The organism is Pseudomonas sp. 05N431 (assembly GCF_056397005.1).
This window is the reverse complement of record NZ_JBFTMN010000004.1, coordinates 437,580-463,233: the sequence shown is the minus strand read 5'-3', so window position 1 is coordinate 463,233 and position 25,654 is coordinate 437,580. Positions and strand designations below refer to the sequence as shown.

Annotated in this window: 22 protein-coding genes and 1 pseudogene; 5 read left to right on the top strand and 18 right to left on the bottom strand. The window is 59.0% G+C overall.

Annotation, left to right across the window (positions count from 1 at the left end):
- Positions 1 to 423 precede the first annotated feature (423 nt).
- From AC1DIG_RS09725 to AC1DIG_RS09710, 4 genes are all read left to right on the top strand, one after another.
- Positions 424 to 711 (top strand): hypothetical protein, encoded by a 288-nt coding sequence (locus tag AC1DIG_RS09725; RefSeq protein ID WP_477767133.1) that lies wholly within the window; start codon positions 424 to 426, stop codon positions 709 to 711.
- A gap of 73 nt (positions 712 to 784) precedes the next feature.
- Positions 785 to 949: a DUF1328 domain-containing protein gene (locus AC1DIG_RS09720; protein ID WP_019694493.1), complete on the top strand. Its 165-nt coding sequence runs from the start codon at positions 785 to 787 to the stop codon at positions 947 to 949.
- A 762-nt stretch (positions 950 to 1,711) separates the two neighbouring features.
- Positions 1,712 to 3,043, top strand: a complete 1,332-nt coding sequence (gene gltP, locus AC1DIG_RS09715; protein ID WP_477767132.1) for a glutamate/aspartate:proton symporter GltP — start codon at positions 1,712 to 1,714, stop codon at positions 3,041 to 3,043.
- Between the two features lie 248 nt (positions 3,044 to 3,291).
- On the top strand, positions 3,292 to 4,521 hold the full coding sequence (locus AC1DIG_RS09710) for a nucleoside recognition domain-containing protein (RefSeq protein WP_477767131.1): 1,230 nt from the start codon (positions 3,292 to 3,294) through the stop codon (positions 4,519 to 4,521).
- Positions 4,522 to 4,675: 154 nt separating this feature from the next.
- Here AC1DIG_RS09710 and AC1DIG_RS09705 read toward each other — a convergent pair whose 3' ends face one another.
- The 18 genes and pseudogenes from AC1DIG_RS09705 to AC1DIG_RS09620 all read right to left on the bottom strand — a co-directional run.
- Entirely contained in the window at positions 4,676 to 5,329 is a 654-nt protein-coding gene (locus AC1DIG_RS09705; RefSeq protein WP_477767130.1) for an ABC-type transport auxiliary lipoprotein family protein, read from the bottom strand.
- Positions 5,326 to 6,264, bottom strand: coding sequence for an MlaD family protein (locus AC1DIG_RS09700; protein ID WP_477767129.1), 939 nt, complete (start codon positions 6,262 to 6,264; stop codon positions 5,326 to 5,328). The genes AC1DIG_RS09705 and AC1DIG_RS09700 overlap by 4 nt, the downstream gene beginning before the upstream one ends.
- Position 6,265: 1 nt before the next feature.
- Complete coding sequence (locus tag AC1DIG_RS09695; protein WP_477767128.1) at positions 6,266 to 7,069, bottom strand: ABC transporter ATP-binding protein; 804 nt, start codon at positions 7,067 to 7,069, stop codon at positions 6,266 to 6,268.
- Positions 7,066 to 8,211 (bottom strand): ABC transporter permease, encoded by a 1,146-nt coding sequence (locus AC1DIG_RS09690; RefSeq protein WP_477767127.1) that lies wholly within the window; start codon positions 8,209 to 8,211, stop codon positions 7,066 to 7,068. Before AC1DIG_RS09690 ends, AC1DIG_RS09695 begins: the two co-directional genes overlap by 4 nt.
- 54 nt (positions 8,212 to 8,265) lie before the next feature.
- A complete protein-coding gene (locus AC1DIG_RS09685) occupies positions 8,266 to 9,309 on the bottom strand; it encodes a DUF5924 family protein (RefSeq protein WP_477767126.1) in 1,044 nt (347 codons plus the stop codon).
- Between the two features lie 240 nt (positions 9,310 to 9,549).
- Positions 9,550 to 10,920 carry a M16 family metallopeptidase gene (locus tag AC1DIG_RS09680; protein WP_477767125.1) on the bottom strand — a complete coding sequence of 457 codons (1,371 nt, stop codon included), beginning with the start codon at positions 10,918 to 10,920 and terminating at the stop codon, positions 9,550 to 9,552.
- 59 nt (positions 10,921 to 10,979) lie between these two features.
- A complete protein-coding gene (locus tag AC1DIG_RS09675; RefSeq protein ID WP_477767124.1) occupies positions 10,980 to 12,638 on the bottom strand; it encodes a Na/Pi cotransporter family protein in 1,659 nt (552 codons plus the stop codon).
- 209 nt (positions 12,639 to 12,847) lie between these two features.
- Complete coding sequence (locus AC1DIG_RS09670) at positions 12,848 to 13,615, bottom strand: TerC family protein (protein WP_054594967.1); 768 nt, start codon at positions 13,613 to 13,615, stop codon at positions 12,848 to 12,850.
- Positions 13,616 to 13,685: 70 nt separating this feature from the next.
- Positions 13,686 to 14,993, bottom strand: a complete 1,308-nt coding sequence (locus AC1DIG_RS09665) for a CitMHS family transporter (protein WP_429539623.1) — start codon at positions 14,991 to 14,993, stop codon at positions 13,686 to 13,688.
- 442 nt (positions 14,994 to 15,435) lie between these two features.
- A complete protein-coding gene (locus AC1DIG_RS09660) occupies positions 15,436 to 17,397 on the bottom strand; it encodes a DUF7844 domain-containing protein (protein WP_477767123.1) in 1,962 nt (653 codons plus the stop codon).
- A complete protein-coding gene (locus AC1DIG_RS09655) occupies positions 17,394 to 17,714 on the bottom strand; it encodes a DUF2388 domain-containing protein (RefSeq protein WP_054594970.1) in 321 nt (106 codons plus the stop codon). Before AC1DIG_RS09655 ends, AC1DIG_RS09660 begins: the two co-directional genes overlap by 4 nt.
- Positions 17,715 to 17,740: 26 nt before the next feature.
- Positions 17,741 to 18,049, bottom strand: a complete 309-nt coding sequence (locus AC1DIG_RS09650) for a DUF2388 domain-containing protein (RefSeq protein ID WP_477767122.1) — start codon at positions 18,047 to 18,049, stop codon at positions 17,741 to 17,743.
- Positions 18,050 to 18,155: 106 nt separating this feature from the next.
- The gene (locus AC1DIG_RS09645; protein WP_123427845.1) at positions 18,156 to 18,473 is read right to left on the bottom strand and encodes a DUF2388 domain-containing protein; all 318 of its coding nucleotides are present in this window, start codon (positions 18,471 to 18,473) and stop codon (positions 18,156 to 18,158) included.
- Positions 18,474 to 18,653: 180 nt separating this feature from the next.
- The gene (locus tag AC1DIG_RS09640; protein WP_477767121.1) at positions 18,654 to 18,863 is read right to left on the bottom strand and encodes a DUF1127 domain-containing protein; all 210 of its coding nucleotides are present in this window, start codon (positions 18,861 to 18,863) and stop codon (positions 18,654 to 18,656) included.
- A gap of 271 nt (positions 18,864 to 19,134) precedes the next feature.
- Complete coding sequence (locus AC1DIG_RS09635; RefSeq protein ID WP_427531189.1) at positions 19,135 to 19,350, bottom strand: DUF1127 domain-containing protein; 216 nt, start codon at positions 19,348 to 19,350, stop codon at positions 19,135 to 19,137.
- A gap of 319 nt (positions 19,351 to 19,669) precedes the next feature.
- The gene (locus AC1DIG_RS09630) at positions 19,670 to 21,163 is read right to left on the bottom strand and encodes an acetyl-CoA hydrolase/transferase family protein (protein WP_477767120.1); all 1,494 of its coding nucleotides are present in this window, start codon (positions 21,161 to 21,163) and stop codon (positions 19,670 to 19,672) included.
- A 180-nt stretch (positions 21,164 to 21,343) separates the two neighbouring features.
- Positions 21,344 to 22,885 (bottom strand): NAD(P)(+) transhydrogenase (Re/Si-specific) subunit beta, encoded by a 1,542-nt coding sequence (locus AC1DIG_RS09625; protein ID WP_477767119.1) that lies wholly within the window; start codon positions 22,883 to 22,885, stop codon positions 21,344 to 21,346.
- A gap of 15 nt (positions 22,886 to 22,900) precedes the next feature.
- Positions 22,901 to 23,740 (bottom strand): annotated as a pseudogene (locus AC1DIG_RS09620) (NAD(P) transhydrogenase subunit alpha); the annotation flags it as partial.
- A gap of 724 nt (positions 23,741 to 24,464) precedes the next feature.
- Here AC1DIG_RS09620 and gbdR point away from each other — a divergent pair.
- Entirely contained in the window at positions 24,465 to 25,568 is a 1,104-nt protein-coding gene (gene gbdR, locus AC1DIG_RS09615; protein WP_477767118.1) for a choline metabolism transcriptional regulator GbdR, read from the top strand.
- Positions 25,569 to 25,654 lie beyond the last annotated feature (86 nt).

Sequence of the window (25,654 nt, the reverse complement as noted above, 5' to 3'; positions counted from 1 at the left end):
TGAATGCTCTTAATTTAGTCTCGGAAAAATCGGGCAAGTTGCATGGTTGATTCTGGGCGCTTCTTGTCAGAATGGGGTAGTTGTCTGTCTTGAATTCTAATAACTATATGATTTTAATCACTTTTATTTTTTAGGTGACGGCCCCGACGTTTTTCCGCCTCTTTTTCTGACATCCGTATCCCTTCATACATTCCAAATATTTTCGATTTCCTGCAAATCGATCGTGCATTACGCACGATCCTCTGCGGGGCATCGTGCAGGATGCGTCCGAATGCACTTTGCCAGTCAAAATATCTATCTGATTTTGTTGGGTTTATTTCTGCTCTGAAGCTGGCATGCAGGCTGCAATGGTCTGGTTAAGCCGGGGGCATTTTAAGAAGAAGCCCCCTGACCAATAACCACCAGTGTGGGAGGAGTTTCAGGATGAATCGCCAACGTGCCGCCCAATTGCGTATCTCGCCACTGTCTATCCAGCAAGGGATGTTTGCCGTGTTTGCCTTGTTGATCACCTTGATCAGCGGCCAGCAGTTTTTGCGCTGGGAACAAAGCCAGCAGCCAGAGGCAGCGATTGTGCCGACTCATCACTTGACCCAAACCCATTTCAGCGCAGTGGGCAGTCGGCCTGCTGACGCAGCCTCAATGCGAATGATGAGTGTGGACCCGGCATCACCTGGTGCCGTGGCGCTGCGTCAGGACCGTTGGGTGTTCTAGGTAACTGGCTTGGCGCGATGTTCATGTGCCGGGAATAGCAGCACCTCTAAATAGAAGCGTAAGGAGAATCACCATGTTGAGCTGGGCAATTACATTTTTGATTATTGCCATTGTCGCTGCCGTACTGGGCTTCGGTGGTATCGCGGGCACCGCCACGGGTATCGCCAAGATTCTCTTTGTCGTGTTCCTGGTGATGTTTGTTGCTTCGTTCATCTTTGGCCGTCGTGGTCGAGGCTGATCGTGGGCATTTGCTTGAAGACAGACCCGAACGGGTACCGGGTTTGATAAACAGAAGGAGGTCAGTAATACCTCTTTCCTCTGCGCCCACCCGAGGAGGGTGCGCGCATGGCCAAGGGGTCGGGACGTTCTGATTGCTTCAGGATCGGAGTGACCTACGGGTACAGGGAGTGCCTGCGCAAGGGCCGGGTCAGGACAAGCAGCGCCGCGTATTTGACCGTCATTCATGACGTGACAAATCTGCGGCGCGCTTATATGTGCAAAGCGTTGTCCTAGAGCTACCCAGCGATTTTTTATCGCTGCGCCAGCTGACAAAAACCCATCAGCGTTCTTCACAAAACATTTGGTAGTGTTTCGGGCGACCGTATATCGAGAAATTTGGCGCTGATTCCTGCTCACTTTTCACTGCGGCTCGTAGGATTTTTCTCTAGTTTTCATCCCTGTTCCGTTGCTCGAAAAACCTCCAATCTCCTCTACGATGGCCGGTTCACGGCACTTATGCCTGCCGAAATGTCGTATTCGAACCGGTTGGGACGGCAGTTTGCTTTGAAAAATCTCATGCCGATTCGGCATGGGGTAGGCGTTTACGGCATTAGACGTCGCTCCCGTGCATCGGAATAGTTGCGCCTTTTTTATCTGCCAGAGAGCCGTAATTACGCGCTCCAGGCGACCTTATCCGGGGGCAGATGCACAGACTCTTGCGCCATTGAGTGTTCCAGTTTGTGCATCTTCCCGAATCCATTTATAAGAAAAGGGTAATGATATGAAGAAGGCAAAGCTGAGCCTCGCCTGGCAGATCCTCATCGGTCTGGTGCTGGGCATTGCAATTGGTGCGTTGCTCAACCACTTCAGTGCGGAAAAGGCCTGGTGGATCAGTAACGTCCTGCAACCGGCGGGCGATATCTTTATCCGTCTGATCAAGATGATCGTGATCCCGATCGTGATCTCCTCGCTGGTCGTCGGCATTGCCGGTGTGGGCGATGCGAAGAAGCTCGGACGCATTGGTCTCAAGACCATCATTTACTTCGAAATCGTCACCACCATCGCCATTCTGGTAGGCCTGGTGCTGGCCAACGTGTTCCACCCGGGTTCCGGCATCGACATGAGCACCCTGGGCACTGTGGATATCTCCAAGTACCAGGCGACCGCGGCCGAGGTTCAGCATGAACACGCGTTCATCGAAACCATCCTCAACCTGATTCCATCGAACATCTTTGCCGCCATGGCGCGTGGCGAGATGCTGCCGATCATCTTCTTCTCGGTGTTGTTCGGTCTTGGTTTGTCGAGCCTGCAATCCGATCTGCGCGAGCCGCTGGTGAAGATGTTCCAGGGCGTCTCGGAAAGCATGTTCAAAGTCACTCACATGATCATGAACTACGCCCCGATCGGCGTATTCGCACTGATCGCAGTGACCGTTGCCAACTTCGGTTTCGCGTCCCTGCTGCCGCTGGCCAAACTGGTGATCCTGGTTTACGTCGCCATCGCCTTCTTCGCCTTCGTGGTGCTGGGGCTGGTTGCTCGCCTGTTCGGTTTCTCGGTCATCAAGCTGATGCGCATCTTCAAGGATGAGCTGGTGCTGGCCTACTCCACCGCGAGCTCCGAAACCGTGCTGCCGCGCGTGATCGAGAAGATGGAAGCCTACGGTGCACCGAAAGCCATTTGCAGCTTCGTGGTGCCAACCGGTTACTCGTTCAACCTCGACGGCTCGACCCTGTACCAGAGCATCGCGGCAATCTTCATTGCCCAGCTGTACGGTATCGACCTGTCGATCAGCCAGCAGTTGCTGCTGGTACTGACCCTGATGGTCACCTCCAAAGGTATCGCCGGCGTGCCGGGCGTGTCCTTCGTGGTTCTGCTGGCGACTCTGGGCAGCGTGGGCATTCCATTGGAAGGCCTGGCGTTCATCGCCGGTGTCGACCGCATCATGGACATGGCCCGTACCGCACTGAACGTGATCGGCAACGCCCTGGCCGTACTGGTCATCTCCCGTTGGGAAGGCATGTACGACGACGCCAAGGGCCAGCGCTACTGGAACTCCCTGCCGCACTGGCGCAGCAAAGAGAAGCTGCCGGCTGGCGAGGCTTCCAATAACTGATTGCGAACCTGTGGGAGCGGGCTTTTGTGGGAGCGAGCTTGCTCGCGATGACTGAGTACCAGCCAACATTGATGTCGACTGATACGCCGCTATCGCGAGCAAGCTCGCTCCCACAGTGAATTCAGGTCAGTCCATAGATCCGGGTTCAACAAGCCTCCCTGCAGTACAAACAAACCCCGGAGAAATCCGGGGTTTGTCGTTTCTGCCCACCCCGCTATCATTCGCGCATCTTCTGGGGGATTTGACTGATGCTCAATGGCCTGTGGCTTGGCTTTTTCATCGTGGCGGCCGTTTCGGCATTCGCGCAGTGGCTGATCGGCGGCAATGCCGGGATCTTCGCGACGATGGTGGAAAGCATCTTCGCCATGGCCAAGCTGTCGGTCGACGTGATGGTGTTGCTGTTCGGCACCCTGACCCTGTGGCTGGGCTTTTTGCGGATCGCTGAAAAAGCCGGGATCGTCGACTGGCTGGCCAAGGCGCTGGGCCCGCTGTTCCTGCGCCTGATGCCCGAGGTGCCGGCGGGTCATCCGGCCATCGGCCTGATCACCCTCAACTTTGCTGCCAATACCCTGGGGCTCGACAATGCCGCTACGCCGATTGGTCTCAAGGCGATGCGTGCGTTGCAGGAGCTCAACCCCAGTACCACGGTCGCGAGCAATGCCCAAATCCTGTTTCTGGTGCTTAACGCCTCGTCCCTGACCCTGCTGCCCGTGACTATCTTCATGTACCGCGCCCAGCAAGGTGCAGCTGACCCGACCTTGGTGTTCCTGCCGATTTTGCTGGCGACCAGTTGTTCGACCATCGTCGGTCTGCTGTCGGTGGCATTCATGCAGCGCCTTCGGCTGTGGGACCCGGTGGTGCTGGCTTACCTGATTCCGGGTGCGTTGGTACTGGGTGGGTTCATGGCGCTGTTGGCGACGCTCTCAGCCACTGCGCTGGCGAGCCTGTCGTCGATCCTCGGCAACCTGACGATGTTCGGGTTGATCATGCTGTTTCTGGTGATTGGTGCCCTGCGCAAGGTCAAGGTCTACGAAGCATTCGTCGAAGGTGCCAAAGAAGGCTTTGATGTCGCCAAGAACCTGCTGCCGTATCTGGTGGCGATGCTTTGTGCGGTGGGCGTATTGCGGGCGTCCGGGGCGCTGGACTTCGGGCTGGACGGGATTCGCCATCTGGTGCAATGGGCTGGATGGGACACGCGTTTCGTCGATGCCCTGCCGACCGCGATGGTCAAGCCGTTCTCCGGCAGCGCTGCGCGGGCAATGCTCATCGAAACCATGAAAACCCAAGGCGTCGACAGCTTCCCGGCGCTGGTGGCAGCGACTATTCAGGGCAGTACCGAAACCACGTTCTATGTGCTGGCGGTGTACTTCGGAGCGGTGAGCATTCAACGTGCCCGGCATGCGGTGGGTTGTGCACTGCTGGCGGAGCTCGCCGGGGTGCTGGGGGCGATCGGGGTTTGCTACTGGTTCTTTGGATAAGCTCGGTTCGTAAGGCCGCCTCGGTCCCGTAGCAGCTGGCGCAGCCTGCGTTCGGCTGCGCAGCAGTCGCAATCCGGCATGTCTTATCTGACTGACGGACCGCGTCGAAGGATTTTACGACCGCTACGCGGCCGAACGCAGGCTGCGCCAGCTGCTACAAGGGGTTTGCGGCGCTTTTGCCGGTCGCGGTCTTTTGCCCCTGCTCTACCGTCCACGCAATCACCTGCGCCGTGAGCGTGTCACTGGCCTGACCAAACCCGGTCACCACTGCAGGCACTTTCACATCGCTCAATGGCTGGCGCACTTCGAAGCGGCGGCTGGCGAGGATCCGCTGGTCATTGCCACGCACCAGTAGCGCATCCAGGCTAATGACCACTTGCGCGGTGTTGCCTTGATATTCCGTCTGGAACGCTTGCAGGTTCCCGCTCAGCTCCAGATCCGTCTGCAAGTTGCTGTCGTCGGTGCTGAGCCGCTGTACGCGGCCGTCCTGTGCAAACCCGGCGAGCAGCCGATTGCGCAGCAGGGTCGGCGTAGGATCGCTCCAGCGCGAGGCCTTGTAGCTGCTGATCAGGTCGCCTTGAGGAATTACGGCGATTTTTGCACTGTTGAGCACGTCGCTGGCCTGGGGTTTAGACAGACGTAGCGACCAAGGTACTGAGTTGGTGTGCGTCGATGACGCGGCGTTCGGCGCGGCAGGCAGACGGTAGACATCCTGGGGGTCAGCCTTGGGTAAAATCGAGCAGGCACTGGTCAGCGCGAAACTTGCCAACAGCGCGCAGTGCGCAAAGGCGTGGTAGACAGGCTTCATGGTGTGAACTCCTTATCCTTGTCACCACCCAGCAAGTAACCACTGGGGTTGGAATCCAGGCGACGAGAGATGGCGCGTAACGAATTCAGGGTGTCGCGCAACTCACGTATGGCCGGGGCCAGACTGTTGAGCCCCTGCATGCCGTTATTCAGCGCATCCTGATTGTCGGTCAGCAAGCTGTTGATGGTCGCGCTGCTCTGCTCCAGCGACTTCATGGCTTGCTCGGCACTGCCGAACATCTGTTTGCCTTGATCGTTGAGCATACCGTTGGCGTTACGCATCAACGCAGAAGTCTGCTCCAGGGTGGCGCTGGCCTGTTTGCCTACCGAGGCCAGTTGTTGCATGGCCTGGCTAAGATCCCCGCGCTGCTCGGCAATGCTTCCGGTGGTTTGCTCCAGGTTCTCAAGGGTTTTGCCCAGGCGGTCGACGTTTTCCGGCGACATCATCTGGTTGGCGCTATGCAGCAACAGGTTGACGCTGCTCATCAGGTCATCGCTGTTGTTCAGCAGCCGCGAGATGGGGGATGGCGAGGCGACGATCTCCGGCAGATTGCCGTTCTTGCCTTCCAGCTCCGGGCTTTGCGGGGTGCCGCCGCTGAGCTGGATGATCGAGGTGCCGGTAATCCCGGTCAGTGCCAGTTTCGCCTGGGTATCTTCCTTGATCGGGGTGTCGCCGCCCAGACGAATCCGTGCCAGTACCCGGCGCGGGTCCTTGGGGTCGAGGCGCAAACTCACCACGTCGCCAACCTTGATCCCGCTGTACTGCACCGCGCTGCCTTTGGACAGGCCACTGACCGCCTCATTGAAAACCACCTCGTAGTCCTTGAAGGCGGTGTCGACACTGGACTTGGCCAGCCACAGACCGAACAGCAACGCACCGGCCACCACCAATACGGTGAACAGGCCGATCAATACATGGTGGGCTCGGGTTTCCATGTCATACCTCGTTAAGCTGTGAAGCGGCTGAAAGCGCCGCGCGGCCGCGTGGGCCGTGGAAGTATTCGTGAATCCACGCGTCGTCGGTTTCCGACACGGTGTCGATGGCGTCGGCCACCAGTACTTTTTTCTGCGCCAACACCGCGACCCGGTCGGTGATGGTGTACAGCGTATCGAGGTCGTGGGTGACCAGGAAAACGCTCAATCCCAACGCATCGCGCAGCGTCAGGATCAACTGATCGAACGCCGCGGCGCCGATCGGATCAAGGCCGGCGGTCGGCTCATCGAGGAACAGGATGTCCGGGTCCAGTGCCAAGGCGCGGGCCAGCGCCGCGCGTTTGATCATGCCACCGGACAATGAGGCCGGGTACTTGTCGGCAGCCGACAGCGGCAGACCGGCCAAGGCCAGCTTAACCGCCGCCAGATGCTCGGCGTGATCGCGACTCAGGCCGGCGTGCTCGATCAGTGGCAAGGCGACGTTTTCGGTCACGGTCAGCGAAGAGAACAGCGCGCCCTTCTGAAACAACACGCCGAAGCGTCGCTCGACCAGTGAGCGTTCATGCTCCGTCAGGCTCGGCAGGTTCTTGCCAAACACCTTCACCATGCCTTCGCTGGGTTGGCGCAGGCCAACGATGCTGCGCAGCAACACCGATTTGCCGCTGCCTGAACCGCCGACCACGGCGAGAATCTCGCCCTTGTACAAATCCAGGTCGAGGTTTTCATGCACGCTCTGGCGGCCGAAGCGATTGCACAGCCCACGGACTTCGATCACCGCCTCAGAGGGCGCACGGGGTAAACGACTCACCAGCCCATCTCCATAAAGAACAACGCGGCGACCGCATCGAGCACGATCACCACGAAAATCGACTGCACCACACTGGACGTGGTGTGGGCGCCAACGGATTCAGCGCTGCCACTGACCTTGAAGCCTTCCAGACAACCAATGGAGGCGATCAGAAAAGCGAAGATCGGTGCTTTGACCATGCCGACCAGAAAATGTTGAACGCCAATGTCCGATTGCAGCAAAGAGAGGAACATCGCCGGCGAGATGCCCAGCGAAATCGCACAGACCACCCCGCCACCGACAATCCCCGAGAGCATCGCCAGAAAGGTCAGCATCGGCAGCGCTACCAGCAACGCCAACACCCGTGGCACCACCAGCAGCTCCATCGGATCGAGACCCAGGGTGCGGATTGCGTCGATTTCTTCGTTGGCCTTCATCGAGCCGATTTGCGCGGTAAAGGCGCTGGCGGTGCGCCCGGCCATCAGGATCGCGGTCAGCAACACACCAAATTCACGCAGGAACGAGAACGCCACCAGGTCCACGGTAAAAATACTCGCACCAAAACTGGCGAGTACCGTGGCACCGAGGAAGGCCACCACTGCGCCCACCATGAAGGTCAGCAAAGCGACGATGGGTGCGGCGTCGAGGCCGGTTTGCTCGATGTGCGCGATCATCGGGGTGATCCGCCAGCGCTTGGGGTGAAACAGGCTGCGAGCGATGGTTTCCAGAATCAGCCCGACAAACCCCAACAGTTGCAGCGTGTCCTGCCAGACCGCATCCACGGCGCGCCCGATGCGGGTCAGCAGTTGAATGCCGACACTGATTTCGGGCTCTTTGATGGGGACGCAGAAGTCGGACAGCGAGCAATAGACGGTTTGCAGCAGCGCACGGTCGGCTGCGGACAGGCTGCAGTCGGGGTGCTCGGCGGACTTGCCCAGGCGCTCGGCACCGAGCAGCTCGACCAGCAGCGAGGCGCCGGCGGTGTCGAGCGCGCCGAGGCCGTTGAGGTCGATGGGGGTTCGGTCGTCGTACTGGCCTTTGAGTGTGTGACTCAGGCGTTTGAGGTCGGCGTAATGGACAAGCGTCCAGTCACCCGTGACCCGCAACCGCGCAGGGGTGTTCGAAGTATCGAGTTGGGCATTGCCGGCAATTGTGCTGCTCATAATCTCCGTGCTTGTTCTACCGATACGCAGTGCTACGTAATAGCATGATCCCGGTTATTTTGCCTCGCTCGGCGTCGTGCCGTTTTGACTGGCGTCGGTCACCTCAAAGCGCAGTACGCCGATCACCTGACCGTCTTCGGTCAGTACCCGCACTTGCCAGTCGCCTGCCGGGTTGCCGGGGAAGTTCTGTTTATGGCTCCAGGCCCGGTAGCCTTCCTTGCGCCCGCCGTGGATATCCAGTGCGATGCGGTCGACCTCTTTGCCGTTGAACTGCCAGACGTGATAAATCCGCTCGTCGAGCCCGCGCGGGGCGTTGATCGCGGTGTAGGCATACAGACCATCAGGGCGCAGTTGGGCGACGCTGACTTCATTGTGGCTGTCGCCGGGTGTACGGTCTTGTAGTTGTGTGCTGATTGCCACTTGCGTCATCCACAAAGTGGCCGGCGGCACCCAGGTACGCAGCAACCAGCCGGCGCAGCCGATGGCCAGGGTGATGCTGAGCACGCTCAGGCCGCCGCGGATCGTGCGAATCGGAAAGATCGACGCCAGGCTTGGGAAAGACAGCAGCATCGCTATGCCAAGAGCCAGTTTGAAACTCTGATCGGTGGTCAGGTTCAGGATGATCGGCAATGCGGTCAGCAGCGCGGCAAACAGCGTCAGCGTATGCATCGCCAGAAACAGCCAGCGGCGTGGCGCCAGCCATTTGTAATACAGCGGATCGGTGATCGAAACCAGCGCCGCCGCCCCGAGCAGTCCGGTGAACACCAGTTGCCCGCTGTTCCAGGTGGTGGTGATGAAAAAGAACGGCAAGACGAAGAACAGACTTTCCTGATGGATCATCTGCGTCGCATAGCGCAACAACGGCTGCGGGATCTCACGCTTGAAGACTTTGGTGAATAGCTCAGTCAGGCTGTTTTCCAGCATCAGCCAGAGCCAGCTGACCAGCATGATCACCGCAATCCAGGTCGCCAGGCTTTGTTGACGGTCGACCAGAATGAAACTGCAGACCCCCGAGATGAAGCCACCGAGCGCAATGACCCCGGGGTAGCGCTTCATCAGTTCGAGGATGCGCAGTACGTAATGGGTCAGGATAGGCATTCGGCAGTTCGCAATTGTCGTGGGGAAAAACCCCGACAGGATAACGCTGGCACTCTGATGTTGCGAGAAAGCATCAGACAATACGCAATCCCTGTAGCAGCTGGCGCAGCCTGCGTTCGGCTGCGAAGCAGTCGTGAATCCTGCCTTCACGGTTTACCTGAAAAAACGTGGTGTCTGATTTTACGGCCGCTGCGCAGCCGAACGCAGGCTGCGCCAGCTGCTACAGGGATTGTGGTGTTTTCACTTCTTGTGGTGAATACGCCAGCCCATCAGCGCCATCAACCCCAACACCCCGCCCAGCAACCACAGCACCTCGTCATAACTGAGCAGCGGCTTCTCGATGCGAATGTAACCCTGCTGATCGAGCAGTTTGTGCAGGGTCTGGTTGGCCTGGTCCAGCGTGACGGTTTGCAGGCGTAGGGCCGGGTCGTCGAAATGTCCGTCCTCATAGTCGCCGATGGCACTCCAGTAGTAGTCCGCGAGCCCGCTATTGCCTTGCACGGCCCAGGCCTGTCGAGCGATGGCGGCCTGTTTCAGGCGTTCAAAGCCTGCGGGGTCGAGGCCACTCTTGAGCAGATCGGCTTTCAGATCATCGAGTACCTGCTGCGCTTGTGGCAGATCATCGCGCTCCAGATCGGCGTTCAGGCTGAGGAAACCGACACTGCCGAACACTTCGCGTTCGGCCCAGGGGCCGTAGGACAATCCGTGAGCCAGACGCAATTGACGATAAAGCGCCCAGTCGAGGTAGTCCTTGAGCAGGTCGTACGTTTCGTCATATTGGTCCTCAAGCGCCGGTTCCGGGAACAGCCAGTGCAGTTTGGCGCCACCCCCCACCCAGCCCTGGATCAGATTACGTTCGTCGAGCGCCGGGTGTTGGATCTCCGGCAGCGGCAAGTGCTCGGTGGGATCAATGGCTTTGAGTTCGCCATAGGTGCGCTCCAGGTAGGCCGGCAACAGGCGATCGAGCTCGCCGACAATAATCAGCGTCATGTTGTTTGGTGCGTACCACTCCTTGCGGACCTTCTCCAATTGTTCGCGGGTCAGGTGCTCTACCTGAGCCCGCTCCGAGCACTTCAGGCCCAGCTCCACCGCCAGCTGATTGCTCGCCGTATGGCCCAGGTCCTGGCGGTCGAGCCAGCGCTGCAAGTGGGAGTAATGGCCGCCATCTTCGCGTTCGACCACCTGTTTGGCCGCGCTGATTGCGTTGTCGTCGAGTCGGGTCTGGGTCAGTAGCGCCAGCAGCAGGTCGAGGACTTTGCGCTGATTCTTCGCCGGGGCTTCGATGACGAACGTGGTGTCGGCGTTACTGGTGTAGGCGTTCCATTCACCCCCCAGTGCCTGCATGCGCTCCTCGAGCCCGCCTTCGCCGCTCGCGTCGACGCCACTGAACAGCAAATGCTCAAGCAGGTGCGGCAGCTCTTTGTCGGCGCAGGCGAAGTCGTCCAGGCCAACGCCTACCACCAGGCGAATCGCAACATGCCCGCGTTCGGTGCCGGGCTTGAGCACCAATTGCAAGCCGTTGGGCAGCGAATAACCTTCGACCTGAAAGCGATCCAGGGCAAATGAGCAGGTGGAACTCAATAGCAGGCACGCAAACAACAGACAGCGCATAGCAACCTTCCTGGCGGGTAAAAGCGATCTTCTAAGTGACTGCTGTCAACGCCAGACGTTCAGGGTGAATGGGTGATGTCAGCCGTATCGTCGGCAGCCAATGTACCGGTTTCGGCGGTTTCCAGGACCACATAGGCGCTGCCACAGAACAGTGAGTTCAAGCGTCTCATGTCGGCGATCAGCTCCAGATGCAGCGAGCTGGTTTCGAGGCTTTGCACAACCTTACGGTGCAAACGGCTGACATGGGCGTGAGCCAGGCGTCTTTCCTGCGCGCGGAAGCGACGTTTCTCACGCAGCAGTTGCCGGGCGCTTTCCTTGTCGGCACTCAGAAACACCGACAGCCCCAAGCGCAGGTTGGCGATCAACTGATGGTGCAATCCCGCCAGCTCTTCCAGGCCGACGTCGGAAAAGGAGCGGCGCTGCGAAGTCTTCTGCTGCTGGACCTTGCGCAGCATGCGATCGATCAGGTCAGAGGCGAGTTTCAGATTGATCGCCAGTTCGATGATTTCTGCCCAGCGCCGACTGTCCTGGTCGCTGAGGTCTTCGCGGGGCATCTGCGCCAGATAGAGTTTGATCGCGCTGCAGAGGACTTCGACGTCATCGCTCAGGCGGCGCACTTCCTGAGTGACGGCGGTTTGCTTGCCACGCAGTACATCGAGCATGGCTTCGAGCATGTTGTCGATCAGGTCGCCGATGCGCAGGGTTTCCCGGGCGGCGTTGGCCAAGGCCAGGCTCGGCGTGGTCAGGGCTGCCGGGTCGAGATGGCGTGGCTTGGCCTGACCGTTGATTTCCGGGCGCTCAGGCAGCAGCCAGGCACAGAGCCTGGCCATCGGGCCGACGCTGGGCAACAGCACCAGGCAACGCACGGTGTTGTAGAGCAGATGAAAGCCGATCACCAGGCCTTGCGGGCGGTAATTGAGGCTGTCCATCCAGTGCACCAACGGGCCGAGCACCGGAATGATCAGCAGAAGGCCGATCATCTTGTAGAGCAGGCTGCCCAACGCAACCTGACGTCCGGCAGCGTTCTGCATGCTGGTGCCGAGAAACGCCAGGACACCGCTGCCGATGTTGGCGCCGATCACCAGACCGATGGCCACCGGCAGGCTGATCACTCCGGCACCGGCAAGGGTTGCAGTGAGCAGGACGGCGGCCAGGCTGGAGTAGGAAATCATCGCGAACAGCGCACCGACGAGGGCATCGAGCAGGATGTCGCCCGTCAGCGAAGCAAACAGCACTTTGACGCCGTGAGCGTGGGTGATCGGATCGGCCGCTTCGACGATCAATTGCAGCGCGAGAATAATCAGCCCCAGGCCGATGCCGACCCGGCCGAGCTGCCCCGCACGCGTCTGCTTGCGTGAGAGAAAGAAAATCACCCCGAGGAAAATCAGCAACGGCGACAGCCATGACAAATCCAGCGTCAGGACCCGCGCCATCAGCGCGGTACCGACGTCGGCACCGAGCATGGTCGCCAGGGCGGGCGTCAGCGCCATCAGGCCCTGGCCGACAAACGAGGTCACCAGCATCGCCGTGGCGTTACTGCTCTGGACCATCGCGGTGACAAGAATCCCGGCGATGAAGGCCAGCCAGCGTTTGGACATGTTCTGGCCAATGACATGGCGCAAGTTCGAGCCGTAGACCCGCAGGATGCCGGTTCGGACGATGTGCGTGCCCCAAATGAGCAAGGCAACGGCGGACAGTAGATTGAGCAGGGTCAGCATACTGGGCCCCCTGAATGGACAGCGCCCCAATGGAGCAAGTTGACGATGCCGCGCGACGTTCTACGTTCTGTATTTAAGCTGTAGTTGGCTAACGGTCCGGGCGCCAGCATCGCATAGCTAAAGAGTCGATTGAAACAAAACTGTCATGAAAACAGCTTCAAGCGGGCGTGAAAAAGGGGCTCGAAAGCCCCTTGATTCATTGTGGCGAGTTACTGACCCGGGATGTCCTTGCGCAGCTTCACCGGCTCCTGCTGTTTTTTCTTTTTCGCGATCGCGGTGCGCATCTTGATGTTGATCGCCTCCACGGCCAGCGAGAACGCCATGGCGAAGTAGACGTAGCCTTTGGGGACATGCACACCGAAAGCTTCGGCGATCAGCACGGTACCCACCACCAGCAGGAACGACAGCGCGAGCATTTTCAGCGACGGATGCTTGTCGATGAACGCGCTGATCATGCCCGAGGCCATCATCATCACCAGTACCGCAACGATGATTGCAGCAACCATGACCGGAACATGGGACACCATGCCGACCGCGGTGATCACCGAGTCCAGAGAGAAGACGATGTCGATGATCGCGATCTGGATGATGGTGTAGAGGAAGTTGCCGCCCTTGCCACCTGGCTCGTCGGCGGTTTCGTCTTCGCCTTCCAGTGCGTGAAACATCTCCTGGGAGCTTTTCCACAGCAGGAACAGACCACCGAAGAACAGGATCAGGTCTCGCCCGGAAATACCCTGACCGAAGACCACGAACAAGTCGGCAGTCAGGCGCATGACCCAAGTGATCGACAGCAACAGCAGGATCCGCGTGACCATGGCCAGCGCCAGGCCGAAGATCCGGGTGCGCGCCTGCATATGCTTGGGCATGCGGCTGACGAGGATCGAGATCATGATGATGTTGTCGATGCCCAGCACGATTTCCAGGGCAGTCAGCGTGAAGAAGGCAACCCAGATTTCAGGGTTGGTCAGCCATTCCATGTGTATTCCTTTGAGCGAGTGTTAAACCACGACGCCAGCACTTGGCTGGCGGCGTGGTGAGTTGATGCCGTTACAAGGTGCTGAACAGCGGGAAAATCCCCATCAGCAATGCAGCGACGAGTATGCACATGCAAACCAGTACTGCCCACTTCAAGGTAAAGCGTTGGTGGTCACCGAATTCGATCCCGGCCAATGCCACCAGCAAGTAGGTGGAGGGTACCAGTGGGCTCAGCAAGTGGACGGGTTGACCGACGATCGAGGCACGGGCCATTTCCACCGCGGTGATGCCGTAGTGGCTGGCGGCTTCGGCCAGAACCGGCAATACACCGTAGTAAAACGCATCGTTGGACATGAAGAAGGTGAACGGCATGCTCGCCAGTGCGGTGATCACGGCCAGGTACGGACCGAGGAAATCCGGGATCACGGCCAGCAGGCTTTTCGACATGGCATCGACCATGCCGGTGCCGGTCAGGATGCCGGTGAAGATACCGGCGGCAAAAATCAGCCCGACCACCGACAACACGCTACCGGCGTGGGCCGCAACACGATCTTTTTGCTGTTGCAGGCAAGGGTAGTTGACGATCATTGCGATACTGAACGCGACCATGAACAACACCGGCAGTGGCAGCAGGCCGGCGATCAGGGCACACATCAGTGCCAGGGTCAGGGCGCCGTTGAACCAGATCAGTTTCGGGCGACGAGCATCCGGGAACTGCGAAACGCTGATTTCGCTGTGGTCGATTTCGTCGCCGATCAGGTGCAATTCACCCAGACGCGCACGTTCACGTTTACCGTACAGGTAGGCAATTGCCAGGATCGCCACCACGCCAGCGAGCATCGCCGGGATCATTGGCACGAAGATGTCCGATGGGTCGACATGCAGCGCACTGGCGGCACGCGCGGTCGGGCCACCCCACGGGGTCATGTTCATCACGCCGCCGGCGAGGATGATCAGGCCGGCCATGATCCGCGGGCTCATGCCGATGCGGCTGTACAGCGGCAGCATGGCGGCTACGCAGATCATGTAAGTCGTGGCGCCGTCACCGTCCATGGACACCACCAGGGCCAGCACCGCGGTGCCGATGGATACCTTCAGCGGGTCACCCTTGACCAGTTTGAGGATCTTGCGCACGGCCGGGTCAAACAGGCCGGAGTCGATCATCAGGGCGAAATAGAGGATGGCGAACATCAGCATCACCCCGGTCGGGGCCAGCTTGGTGATGCCTTCAAGCATCATCGGGCCGATCTTCGGGGCAAAGCCACCGAACAGGGCGAACAGGATCGGAACGATGATCAGGGCGATCAGCGCCGAAAGGCGCTTGGTCATGATCAGGTACATGAACGTGATGACCATGGCAAAGCCAAGGAAAGTCAGCATGGGATTACTCCAGACGTAGCGCGGCTAGGGAATGGCGAACCGGGTGAGGTCAGCGCAGAACGGAAAGCACGAGGCGTACGGGGGGAGTCGGGGCAAACAGGCGGGTACGAGCGGACATCAGAATCACCATTGTTGTTGTTAATTGGGCCGGGCGAACGTTGCGACATTCGTTTGGCCAACCGGTCTGTTGCCGGCAGTGCGGGCGATCCTAATCGGCAAACCTTTCAGCCAGCTTTCGCTGGGCAAACACCGGACGAGATGTTCAAGGTGGACGGACGGGGCCTGAAGTAGTGGCCCGTACCGCGGTTTGACGCTGTTAAACATGAGGATGGGGGAATCGGCTATGAGCGAACTGCACTCAGGCGGATGTCATTGTGGACAACCGCGGTATCAATTCGCCGGGCCGTACTAACAGCCGGTTGCCCGGCTGTGATCTTTTGACTTAAGGCAACTCCAGTCCACCGGCCGCTTTATGCAACGCTCGCAGGTGTTCGCCCAATTGTTTGATGTTGGCCTCATTCGCGGCGATCTCAGCCGCTCGGCCAGGCTCAAGCAGCGCCCTGACCTCTTTGTCCAGATCGCCGGTCAACACCTGTAATTTCTTCTGTCGAGTGCTGCTTTCCGACTCCAGGCGTTTCCATTCATTGGGCTGTGGCAGGCCGTAGCCGCCCCTGTCGAGCAGTTCTGCCGGACGGCTGAGGAAGCCACTGTTGACGAGTATCTGCTTCAAGGTCTGATTGGCCTGGTCCATGCCGCCGTTTTTCAACTCGCGGGCGTCCAGGTAGCGTTGTTTCACCTCATTCTGGGCCAGCAACAATTGCTGGCGGAAACTCGCCTGCTCCAGCAACAGCAATGCAGCGCTGGTGCGCAGGTCGGCCTGCTGAAACCACGGGCGACGTTCTGCGGCCGTCAGCGCCATCCAGTCTTCAACCTTGTCCTGTTTGATTGGCAGGTGCTTTTTCAGCACCTCGAACATCGCTTGATAGCGATCGCGGAACGAGTCGAAGCGATAGCCCAGGCGCAAGGCCTCGCGCGGATTGTCGAGCACGCTGGTGTCCGCCAGTCCGCGGGCCTTGAGTATTTCCAGCAAGCCGTTGGGCATGATGCTGTCCATGCCGGCCAGCTGTGGATTGTTACTGCCACTGCGCAACAGCTTCAGGCTCTCGACCGCGCAGTTGTTGGACAGGAAGTAATAGTTGCCGTCGTAGCTCCAATGCATCTCCGCGGCGTGCTCGACCAATTCTCCAATTTCACTGCGCGACAGCTTGAGCGGCACCGAGGCGAGGCTACGCAGTTCGGTCTTGGTGTATTCGTCGATGACTTGTGACAACGGCAACACGAAAAGTCGTGACGGGTATTTTCCGACCAGACCATCCCAGCTCGACAGTTGTACGTCGCCGACAAAGGCGCGGTAGGACAGCACCAGGGAATATTCCAGATCCAGTCGGCAGTCCGGTCCGCGTGGGCGACCGGGCGCGCAGATCACCAGCCGCAACATGCTGTGGCCCCAGCGGCTGACCAGATTCTGATTGGCTTCGGCCAGCAGGTAGTCGACGGAGTAGACCCTTTCCGGATCGACCTGTCCCAGCGGTTGTTTGGCGAAGTCGTTGCCTGCGTTCAGGAAGGCGAAGGATTGGGCGCAGCTGTCCTTGGCCGGTGGAGCCCAGCCGAAGTGTTCCTGGTAATAACGGTATAGCGCCGGGCGGCGGCAGGCGTAGCTCGGGTCGAGGAGGAAGTACTCCATGTTGACCGCGACAAATTCCTTGGGGCTGCTCGTCTCGTAGAGGTCCGGGCTGCGGACAATTTGCCGGTTGTGTTGTTCGCGTTCGCCGCGACGGCCGACGTATTGCGGCCAGCCGGCAAGGTCCAGCAGGCGTGGATCGTCGCTCAAGGTGAAACGACGGTCAGTCTGCCCGCGGCATTGATCAGGAAGGCCGACCAGGCCCGAACTGTTGCTTTGTCGCGTACAGCGTTGGATCAGCAAACGCTCGGTACTTGTCCACAAGCGTGCACGGTCATAAATGTGCGTGAGTTCATGCAGCACCGTGGCGAGCATTTCGCGGCGAACGGTGCCGTGGGGGCGATTGGTTTTTTTCGTCGCGGCGCTGCCGTCGGTGAGCCCCTTGAGCAGGTTGCGATTGAGGTCCACCTCTGACGTCAGAGACGCCTCTCCGTAGGCATTGCCGGGCATTTCGTCGGTCCAGCCAACATCAATCCGGCGGTCCAGTTGTTCGATGAAGCGCGGCGGCAATGCCCGTATGGCTTCATCCAGCAGTGCCTGGCTGGCCCGTTGTTCTTCCGGGCTCAGACCGTCGGCCTTGAGGTGTAATTGCAGGCTGGCCTGAGCCGTGCTGCAAAGCAGCAATAGGGCCCCGGCCATCAGCCAGGCGGTTAGTGTCTTCACAGTGCGAGGATGGCTTCGGCGAGGACTTGATCACTGGCATCGCGGGCTTCCGGCACACGGGTGCGCAAGGTGTCGAAGGCTGCTTCCAGATGCGCGCCACGGATATCGCCATTGCTGGCGACAAAACTGGCCGCGTCATCATGGGCTTCGCGCACGACTTTCAGGTCACGAATCGAGGTGGTGGTGTCAGAGGTGAAATCGAGTGTGCGCTGGGAGGCACGGATGATCATGTTACTGGTGGCTTCGAGGGTATGTGCCTGGGCCACGTCGGCCAACAGTAACAGGCCAAGGGTGGCAGCAATCAGCGGGCTACGCATGGAACAACTCCGGAAGAACAGGATAACTATTGGACGAGAATTGCCTGTGCCAGTTCAAGGTCGCTGGCATGAAGTTTTGGCTGGGTCTGGCGCAGATAAACCAGGGCGGACTCCAGTTGCGCTCCTCGCAGTTGACCGTCACTGGCAATGAACGCCGCCGCATCATCGTGGGCTGCGAGCAGCAGTTTATGGTCGAAGGGAGCGGAGGTCACCTTGCTTGTCGCATAAGTGGTGACGACGAGGTTCTGCGTGGACAGGTCCAGGGCGTGGGCCGGGCTGGTCCAGCAGGCAGTGATAAACAGGGATGTGATGAGTGGTTTTGAAAGAAAATGCATGAGGCTCGACGGTTGGAAACGAGCCCCAAGGCTAGCGCAATGCCCGGGCCAGAGCCAGCGCTGAGGAAACGGGGCACAGTGTGAGAGCCCCGTTTTCCGACGTTGATCAGATCGCCAGAATGGCTTGAGCCAGCTGTGCGTCAGTGGCTTTCAACTGTGGAGCCTGTGTGTGGATGTAGTCGAGAGCACTTTCCAGGCGCACGCCACGGATGGCACCCTCGCTGGCTACGAAGCTGGCAGCGTCATCACGGGCGGCGCGAACGATCTTCTTGTCCCGCAGCGAAGACGAAAGGTTGGTTGTGGCGTCGGAGCTGTCCTTGAGTGCACCGACGACAGTGTCAGTGGTGATAATGAAGCTGGAGGCATGCGAATTGGCAGCCACGGCCAGCAGTGCTGCAGCGCTGAGCAGACGAAGACGGGACATGGGGTAACTCCTGTGAATAAACCATAAATAGTGACGCCAAAAATAACGTCGGGCAGCCACTGCGTGATGCGTAACGTCTGAGGGGTCAGACGTGCTCTGCGCAGGGCTCGCCACGTTGTCCTCGGATATTAGGCCGTTGTTCAACCGTTCGAATAGCCCTGTCACCCCATCTAGACACGGTTAGCGCCAAAAAGGTTTGTCCAGTTCGACCAGTCGATCTGAATGGCTGATACCTATGTCAGACAGCTGCTGTTCATTAAGTTGCGCGAGCAGGCGGCGGGTGCGCGCTTTTTCCATGCTTTGACCGGTAGCGACGATCAGCCGGACCATAAGCTTGAGTAAAGAAGACTTGCGAGTAGGCGGGAGCGGAACATCAAGTAACCGATTCATGGTGTATTCCTCGCGAACAGGCTTATTAAGCAGCCTTGGGACACCATGTTGGTCGTTTCGCTGTCGCTGGAGCAGCTACACCAACATTAAATTGTACTGGTTCAGTTTAACGTTTGTTGAAACTGTATCTGTCATACGGCTACCCTTCTGTACCAGCTTTTTTTTGCCCTGAAACGACAAAACCCGTCGTGGTTTCCCACGACGGGTTTTGTGTGTGCAATTCGGGGTGCTGGCGGTGGACCCGTTGGGTCAGAGAGCCAGCGACGCTAACTTAGCGCCAGAACGGCTTGCTCAGCTCTTCGTAGCGTTGTGCTTCGCTAATCCCTGCGTCAGCCAGCAGACGCGAATCCAGACGAGCCAGTTGGTGGCGGCTGGAGATGCGGCGCTGCCACAGCATCAGGTTGGCGAGAACGCGAAGAGGCATGGAAGCCTGGGTTTTTACAGCGTTGTCTTCGAAGAACATTTCGGAACTGAGTGTACGTTCCATGGTTGACATCCTTCCGCTTATGGCGGGATTAGGTAGTGGTTTAACTGATGCCAATGATCCTCTCGTTTGGCCAGTCTCTCTAGATACAGTTCACCTGTATTGTGAGGGACCAGTTAACTGTTAATAGGTGCTGTACTGCTCGAAAACGAGGCAACTGTACCTGTCTGCTCTTTAATGGTGCACTTTCTGGTGTTTTACTCAAAAGTGTAGGCAATTACGGTAGGAAATGACCGGTACAGCAGTACAGTTTTTGAAGGATATTGGATTGGCAATGGCGAGCTGACGAAATTGTGTTTGCGTCAGCTGCCATCTGTATCAATCACACGGCGAGCATTCTGCCGGTTTCTTCCAGGTTGATGTGCCAGCTGAGGGCATCGCGCAGGATGTGTGGGGTGTGTCCGCCGACGGCGCAGGCCGCCTCGAAGTAGGCATTCAGCGCTTCGCGGTAGTCCGGGTGCACACAGTTGTCGATCACCACCCGCGCCCGCTCCCGTGGCGCCAGACCACGTAAATCGGCAAGGCCGATCTCGGTCACGAGGATGTCGACGTCATGCTCGGTGTGGTCAACGTGGCTGACCATTGGCACCACACTGGAAATCGCCCCGCCCTTGGCAATCGACTTGGTGACAAAGATCGCCAGGTGCGCGTTGCGGGCAAAGTCGCCGGAACCACCAATGCCGTTCATCATCCGCGTGCCGCAGACGTGGGTGGAGTTGACGTTGCCGTACAGATCGAACTCCAGCGCCGTATTGATGCCGATGATGCCCAGGCGACGAACCACTTCAGGGTGGTTGGAGATCTCCTGCGGGCGCAGCACCAGTTTGTCCTTATAACGCGCAAGATTGCCGAACACATCGGCGTTGCGCCGGCTCGACAGGGTGATCGAGCTACCCGAGGCGAAGCTTAGTTTTCCGGCGTCGATCAGGTCGAAGGTCGAGTCCTGCAGGACTTCGGAGTACATGGTCAGGTCTTCGAACGGCGAGTCGATCAGGCCGCACATCACCGCATTGGCGATGCTGCCGATACCGGCTTGCAGCGGGCCAAGCTTGTTGGTCATGCGCCCTGCTTCCACTTCCTGCTTGAAGAAATCGATCAGGTGATCGGCAATGGCCTGGGTGTCGCTGTCCGGCGGCAATACCGTGGACGGCGAGTCGGACTGGTTGGTGATGACGATGGCAACGATCTTTTCCGGCGGTATCGGGATCGCGGTGCTGCCGATGCGGTCGTCGACCTTGACCAGCGGAATAGGTGTGCGGGTCGGACGGTAGGTCGGGATATAGATGTCGTGCAGACCTTCCAGATTCGGGTTGTGCGCCAGATTGATCTCGACGATCACGTGCTTGGCGAAAATCGCGAAGCTGGCCGAGTTGCCGACCGAGGTGGTTGGCACGATGTGGCCCTGTTCGGTGATCGCCACGGCTTCAATCACCGCGATGTCCGGTAGCTTTAGTTGCTGATTGCGCAGTTGTTCCACGGTTTCCGACAGATGCTGGTCAATGAACATCACCTCGCCGGCGTTGATCGCCTTACGCAGGGTGCTGTCGACCTGAAACGGCATACGACGGGCCAGCACACCGGCTTCGGTCAGCTGTTTGTCGAGGTCGTTGCCCAGGCTGGCGCCGGTCATCAGGCTGATTTTCAGCGGTGTGACCTTGGCACGTTCGGCCAGTGCATGGGGCACGGCTTTGGCTTCGCCGGCGCGGGTAAACCCGCTCATGCCGACGGTCATGCCGTCCTGAATCAGAGCGGCAGCGTCAGCAGCGCTCATTACCTTATCCAACAACGAAGGCAAGCGGATACGATCACGGTACATGGATGGTTATCTCGGGCAACGGAAGCAAGATGCGCAGTCTAGTGATTTCGAAAAAATTCGCCCCGCGACCATGGTCGAATGCTGGCCCCTGATTTAGAGCCTTTGGTCGGTTTTCTGCAGGCAATAAAAAACCCCAGCCTACTAAAGGCCGGGGTTTTCGGTATTGCGTTGGAGCAGTTTTTACTCGACGGCTTTAACCATGTCTTCGATGACTTTCTTGGCATCACCGAAGACCATCATGGTCTTGTCCAGGTAGAACAACTCGTTATCCAGGCCGGCATAGCCGCTGGCCATCGAGCGTTTGTTGACGATGATGGTCTTGGCCTTGAAGGCTTCAAGAATCGGCATGCCGGCAATCGGCGATTTCGGGTCGTTCTTCGCCGCCGGGTTCACCACGTCGTTGGCACCCAGTACCAGCACCACGTCGGCCTGGCCGAACTCGGAGTTGATGTCTTCCATCTCGAACACCTGGTCGTAAGGCACTTCAGCCTCAGCCAGCAGCACGTTCATGTGGCCGGGCATCCGACCGGCTACCGGGTGGATCGCATACTTCACGGTCACGCCGCGGTGGGTCAGCTTCTCGGTCAGCTCTTTAAGTGCGTGCTGCGCCCGAGCAACCGCCAGGCCGTAGCCTGGAACGATGATCACGGTGTCGGCGTTGGTCAGCAGGAAGGTTGCGTCGTCCGCCGAGCCGGATTTCACCGGGCGGGCTTCTTTCGAGCCCGCCGGGCCGGCTGCGTCTGCGTTGTTGCCGAAGCCACCGAGCAGTACGTTGAAGAACGAACGGTTCATCGCCTTGCACATGATGTACGAGAGGATCGCACCGGACGAACCGACCAGCGAGCCGGCGATGATCAGCATCGAGTTGTTCAGCGAGAAGCCGATACCTGCCGCAGCCCAACCGGAATAGCTGTTGAGCATCGACACCACCACCGGCATGTCCGCACCGCCGATCGGGATAATGATCATTACGCCGAGTACGAAGGCCAGGGCCAGCATCAGGGCGAAGGCGCCGAGGTTGCCGGTCATCATGAAGGTGACGCCCAGGCCCAGCGTTGCCAGGCCCAGCAGCAGGTTGATTTTATGCTGCCCACCGAACTGTACCGGTGCACCCTGGAACAGACGAAACTTGTACTTGCCCGACAGCTTGCCGAACGCGATCACCGAACCAGAGAAGGTAATTGCACCGATGGCCGCGCCGAGGAACAACTCCAGACGGTTGCCGGCGGGAATCGAATCGCCCAGTTGTTTGACGATGCCCAGCGATTGCGGCTCGACCACGGCGGCGATGGCGATGAACACCGCAGCCATACCGATCATGCTGTGCATGAACGCGACCAGCTCCGGCATCTTGGTCATTTCGACGCGTTTGGCCATGATCGAACCGGCAGTGCCGCCGATCAGCAGGCCGACGATCACGTAACCGATGCCGGCGGTGGCCAGCTCGGAGCCCAGCTTGAACACCAGCCCGACAGTGGTGACGATGGCCAGCGCCATGCCGAGCATCCCGTACACATTGCCGCGTCGCGACGAGGTCGGGTGTACGGTCAGCGCCGCCGCCAGCATGGCGCCGACGATCACGATCGCCGAAATGGCGTTGGTCACCGCCATCAACGGGGTGTGCAGTGCGGGTGTAACGTTCCAGACCACGTGATAACCGACATAAATCGCCAGCACGAAGATGATCAGGTTGTAGATACCGGGGGAGATAAGCTCTTCCATCGTCTGAATYCCTGCTTAGGCGTTTTTGCGGATGRCTTGGCCGTCGCGGCACATCAGGCACGCGGCGACGATGTCGTCTTCKAGGTTCACTTCGAACTGACCTTCCTTGKTGAAGACCAGCTTCAGGAAGTCCAGCAGRTTGCGCGCGTACAGCGCCGAGGCGTCTGCRCCGACCTGGGCGGCCAGGTTGGTCGGGCCGGCAATGGTCACGCCGTGCGCGACGATCACCTGGTCGGCCACAGTCAGCGGGCAGTTGCCGCCTTGCGCAGCGGCCAGGTCGATGACTACCGAACCGGGTTTCATCTGCGCGACGGTTTCAGCGCTCAGCAGCACTGGTGCCTTGCGGCCGGGGATCAGGGCGGTGGTGATGACGATGTCGGCCTGCTTGGCGCGCTCGTGCACGGCCAGGGCCTGACGTTGCATCCAGCTGGYCGGCATAGGGCGTGCGTAACCGCCGACGCCGACGGCGCACTCGCGCTCTTCATCGGTCTCGTACGGGACGTCGACGAACTTGGCGCCRAGGGATTCGATTTGTTCCTTCACTGCAGGGCGCACGTCGGACGCTTCAATCACTGCGCCCAGACGCTTGGCGGTAGCGATCGCCTGCAAACCTGCCACGCCGGCGCCAAGGATCAGCACGCGAGCGGCCTTTACGGTGCCGGCTGCCGTCATCAACATCGGCATAAAGCGCGGATAGTGATGGGCGGCCAGCAACACGGCTTTATAGCCGGCGATGTTCGCCTGCGAGGACAGCACATCGAGGCTCTGMGCGCGGGAGGTGCGCGGCGCGGCTTCCAGGGARAACGCGGTAATGCCGCACTCGGCCAGYTTGGCAATGGTTTCATTGCTGAACGGGTGGGTTGCAGCAACCCGCGTTTCACCGGTCTGGGTTTCGAGAGGAACACCAATGTGCACGTCAAATCTCCTGCTTGATCTTATTGCTTTCGATCATTCTTGGAAGGCCAGCGCACTGCGGAGGGTGCGACTGGGGCGGCCGATCAGCACGATCCCGCCAACTCAGGGCGGAGAGCGACATTTTTCGGGCGAACATAACGCCCTTCAGGGACCGATTATGGGAGGGAGCAGAAAATTAACTACACGCAACCCCGTGACAGAATGTCGCACTAACGCCCTTAAATCCTTTATAGGTCGCGGGCTGTAGGGGTGATGGTCGCATTCAAAGCATTTTTGCTCGTCAGTGCATTTGGGGATCAGAAAGCGTTTTTTGCTCGGTTCTTGTTGGATCTGGAATGGGCGAATGTGTTGTTCGAGAACCGACCAGTGCGCGTCGGTGACAAACACGTTGTCGTCTCCAGGAGTCCTTTCCCACAACTGCTACCGTATTGCCCACCGCCTATCGGTAGAGGCACTGACTCAGCTTTTTCGTCTTTTAACCCAGGCCCTTGCGACCCTCCAAATAGAGACATCGTGGTGTCGTTTTTTGGATGTGTGGAAAGGTCCAGTTAACTTGGGTGTGACTCTTGCAAGTAATTACAAAAAGCCCACCCAGCATTGAATGGGCAATAAAGAGAGCCTCCGCCTGAGGCCATTCACCCGCTTTGCGTTAGGAGATACCGCGATGACGACGTTCAACTCCGGAGCTAAACCCCAGAACCATGCACCTCAGTCCATCGGTTTTTTACTGTTGGACAATTTCACGCTGATTTCTCTGGCTTCCGCCGTCGAACCCCTGCGTATGGCCAACCAATTGTCCGGTCGCGAGCTGTATCGCTGGACGACCCTAACCGCCGACGGCGGCCAGGTCTGGGCCAGCGACGGCTTGCAGATCACCCCTGACGCCGCCATGCACAAAGCCCCGACTCTGGACACTGTAATCGTCTGTGGTGGTATAGGCATTCAGCAGACGGTGACACGCGCACACGTGTCATGGCTACAGAGTCAGGCGCGTCAGTCCAAACGCTTGGGTGCGGTGTGCACCGGCAGTTGGGCCCTCGCCGGTGCCGGCTTGCTCGACGGCTTCGATTGCAGTGTGCACTGGGAGTGTCTGGCGGCCATGCAGGAAGCTTTCCCGCGTGTGGTCATGAGCACGCGTCTGTTCACCCTGGACCGTAACCGTTTCACCAGCTCCGGAGGCACCGCGCCACTGGACATGATGCTGCACCTGATCAGCCGCGATCACGGTCGTGAGCTGTCGGCGGCGATCTCGGAAATGTTTGTCTATGAGCGCATTCGCAACGAACAGGATCACCAGCGCGTGCCGCTCAAGCATATGCTCGGCACCAATCAGCCGAAGTTGCAGGAAATAGTGGCGCTGATGGACGCCAACCTCGAAGAGCCGATCGACCTCGGCGAACTGGCGGTGTACGTCTCCGTGTCCCGGCGTCAGCTGGAGCGGCTATTCCAGAAATACCTGCACTGCTCGCCGTCCCGTTACTACCTGAAACTGCGCCTGATCCGCGCCCGGCAGTTGCTCAAGCAAACGCCAATGTCGATCATCGAAGTGGCCTCGGTGTGTGGCTTCGTGTCCACGCCACACTTCTCCAAGTGCTACCGCGAGTACTACGGCATTCCACCACGCGACGAGCGTGTAAGTTCCAACACCACACAACAAGTGACGATGATGCCGATCCCGCAAGCGATGGTGCTGTCGCAGTTGTCCAGACCGCTGTCGGCGCTCAGCCAGGCCCGTAACGAATCAACCTTTGCCAGCGTCCGGATATAGATTTCAGGCATGCACTGGCCTCGCGCAAGTCAGTACGCTTCAAGGAAGTTTTGGTGCATGAATTTGTCGGACCTCACCTGGAAAGC

Coding starts and splice junctions, on each gene's coding strand:
- AC1DIG_RS09725 (WP_477767133.1), top strand. CDS start 424: ATGAATCGCCAACGTGCCGCCCAATTGCGTATCTCGCCACTGTCTATC.
- AC1DIG_RS09720 (WP_019694493.1), top strand. CDS start 785: ATGTTGAGCTGGGCAATTACATTTTTGATTATTGCCATTGTCGCTGCC.
- gltP (WP_477767132.1), top strand. CDS start 1,712: ATGAAGAAGGCAAAGCTGAGCCTCGCCTGGCAGATCCTCATCGGTCTG.
- AC1DIG_RS09710 (WP_477767131.1), top strand. CDS start 3,292: ATGCTCAATGGCCTGTGGCTTGGCTTTTTCATCGTGGCGGCCGTTTCG.
- AC1DIG_RS09705 (WP_477767130.1), bottom strand. CDS start 5,329: ATGAAGCCTGTCTACCACGCCTTTGCGCACTGCGCGCTGTTGGCAAGT.
- AC1DIG_RS09700 (WP_477767129.1), bottom strand. CDS start 6,264: ATGGAAACCCGAGCCCACCATGTATTGATCGGCCTGTTCACCGTATTG.
- AC1DIG_RS09690 (WP_477767127.1), bottom strand. CDS start 8,211: ATGAGCAGCACAATTGCCGGCAATGCCCAACTCGATACTTCGAACACC.
- AC1DIG_RS09685 (WP_477767126.1), bottom strand. CDS start 9,309: ATGCCTATCCTGACCCATTACGTACTGCGCATCCTCGAACTGATGAAG.
- AC1DIG_RS09680 (WP_477767125.1), bottom strand. CDS start 10,920: ATGCGCTGTCTGTTGTTTGCGTGCCTGCTATTGAGTTCCACCTGCTCA.
- AC1DIG_RS09675 (WP_477767124.1), bottom strand. CDS start 12,638: ATGCTGACCCTGCTCAATCTACTGTCCGCCGTTGCCTTGCTCATTTGG.
- AC1DIG_RS09670 (WP_054594967.1), bottom strand. CDS start 13,615: ATGGAATGGCTGACCAACCCTGAAATCTGGGTTGCCTTCTTCACGCTG.
- AC1DIG_RS09665 (WP_429539623.1), bottom strand. CDS start 14,993: ATGCTGACTTTCCTTGGCTTTGCCATGGTCATCACGTTCATGTACCTG.
- AC1DIG_RS09655 (WP_054594970.1), bottom strand. CDS start 17,714: ATGCGTAGCCCGCTGATTGCTGCCACCCTTGGCCTGTTACTGTTGGCC.
- AC1DIG_RS09650 (WP_477767122.1), bottom strand. CDS start 18,049: ATGCATTTTCTTTCAAAACCACTCATCACATCCCTGTTTATCACTGCC.
- AC1DIG_RS09645 (WP_123427845.1), bottom strand. CDS start 18,473: ATGTCCCGTCTTCGTCTGCTCAGCGCTGCAGCACTGCTGGCCGTGGCT.
- AC1DIG_RS09640 (WP_477767121.1), bottom strand. CDS start 18,863: ATGAATCGGTTACTTGATGTTCCGCTCCCGCCTACTCGCAAGTCTTCT.
- AC1DIG_RS09635 (WP_427531189.1), bottom strand. CDS start 19,350: ATGGAACGTACACTCAGTTCCGAAATGTTCTTCGAAGACAACGCTGTA.
- AC1DIG_RS09630 (WP_477767120.1), bottom strand. CDS start 21,163: ATGTACCGTGATCGTATCCGCTTGCCTTCGTTGTTGGATAAGGTAATG.
- AC1DIG_RS09625 (WP_477767119.1), bottom strand. CDS start 22,885: ATGGAAGAGCTTATCTCCCCCGGTATCTACAACCTGATCATCTTCGTG.
- gbdR (WP_477767118.1), top strand. CDS start 24,465: ATGACGACGTTCAACTCCGGAGCTAAACCCCAGAACCATGCACCTCAG.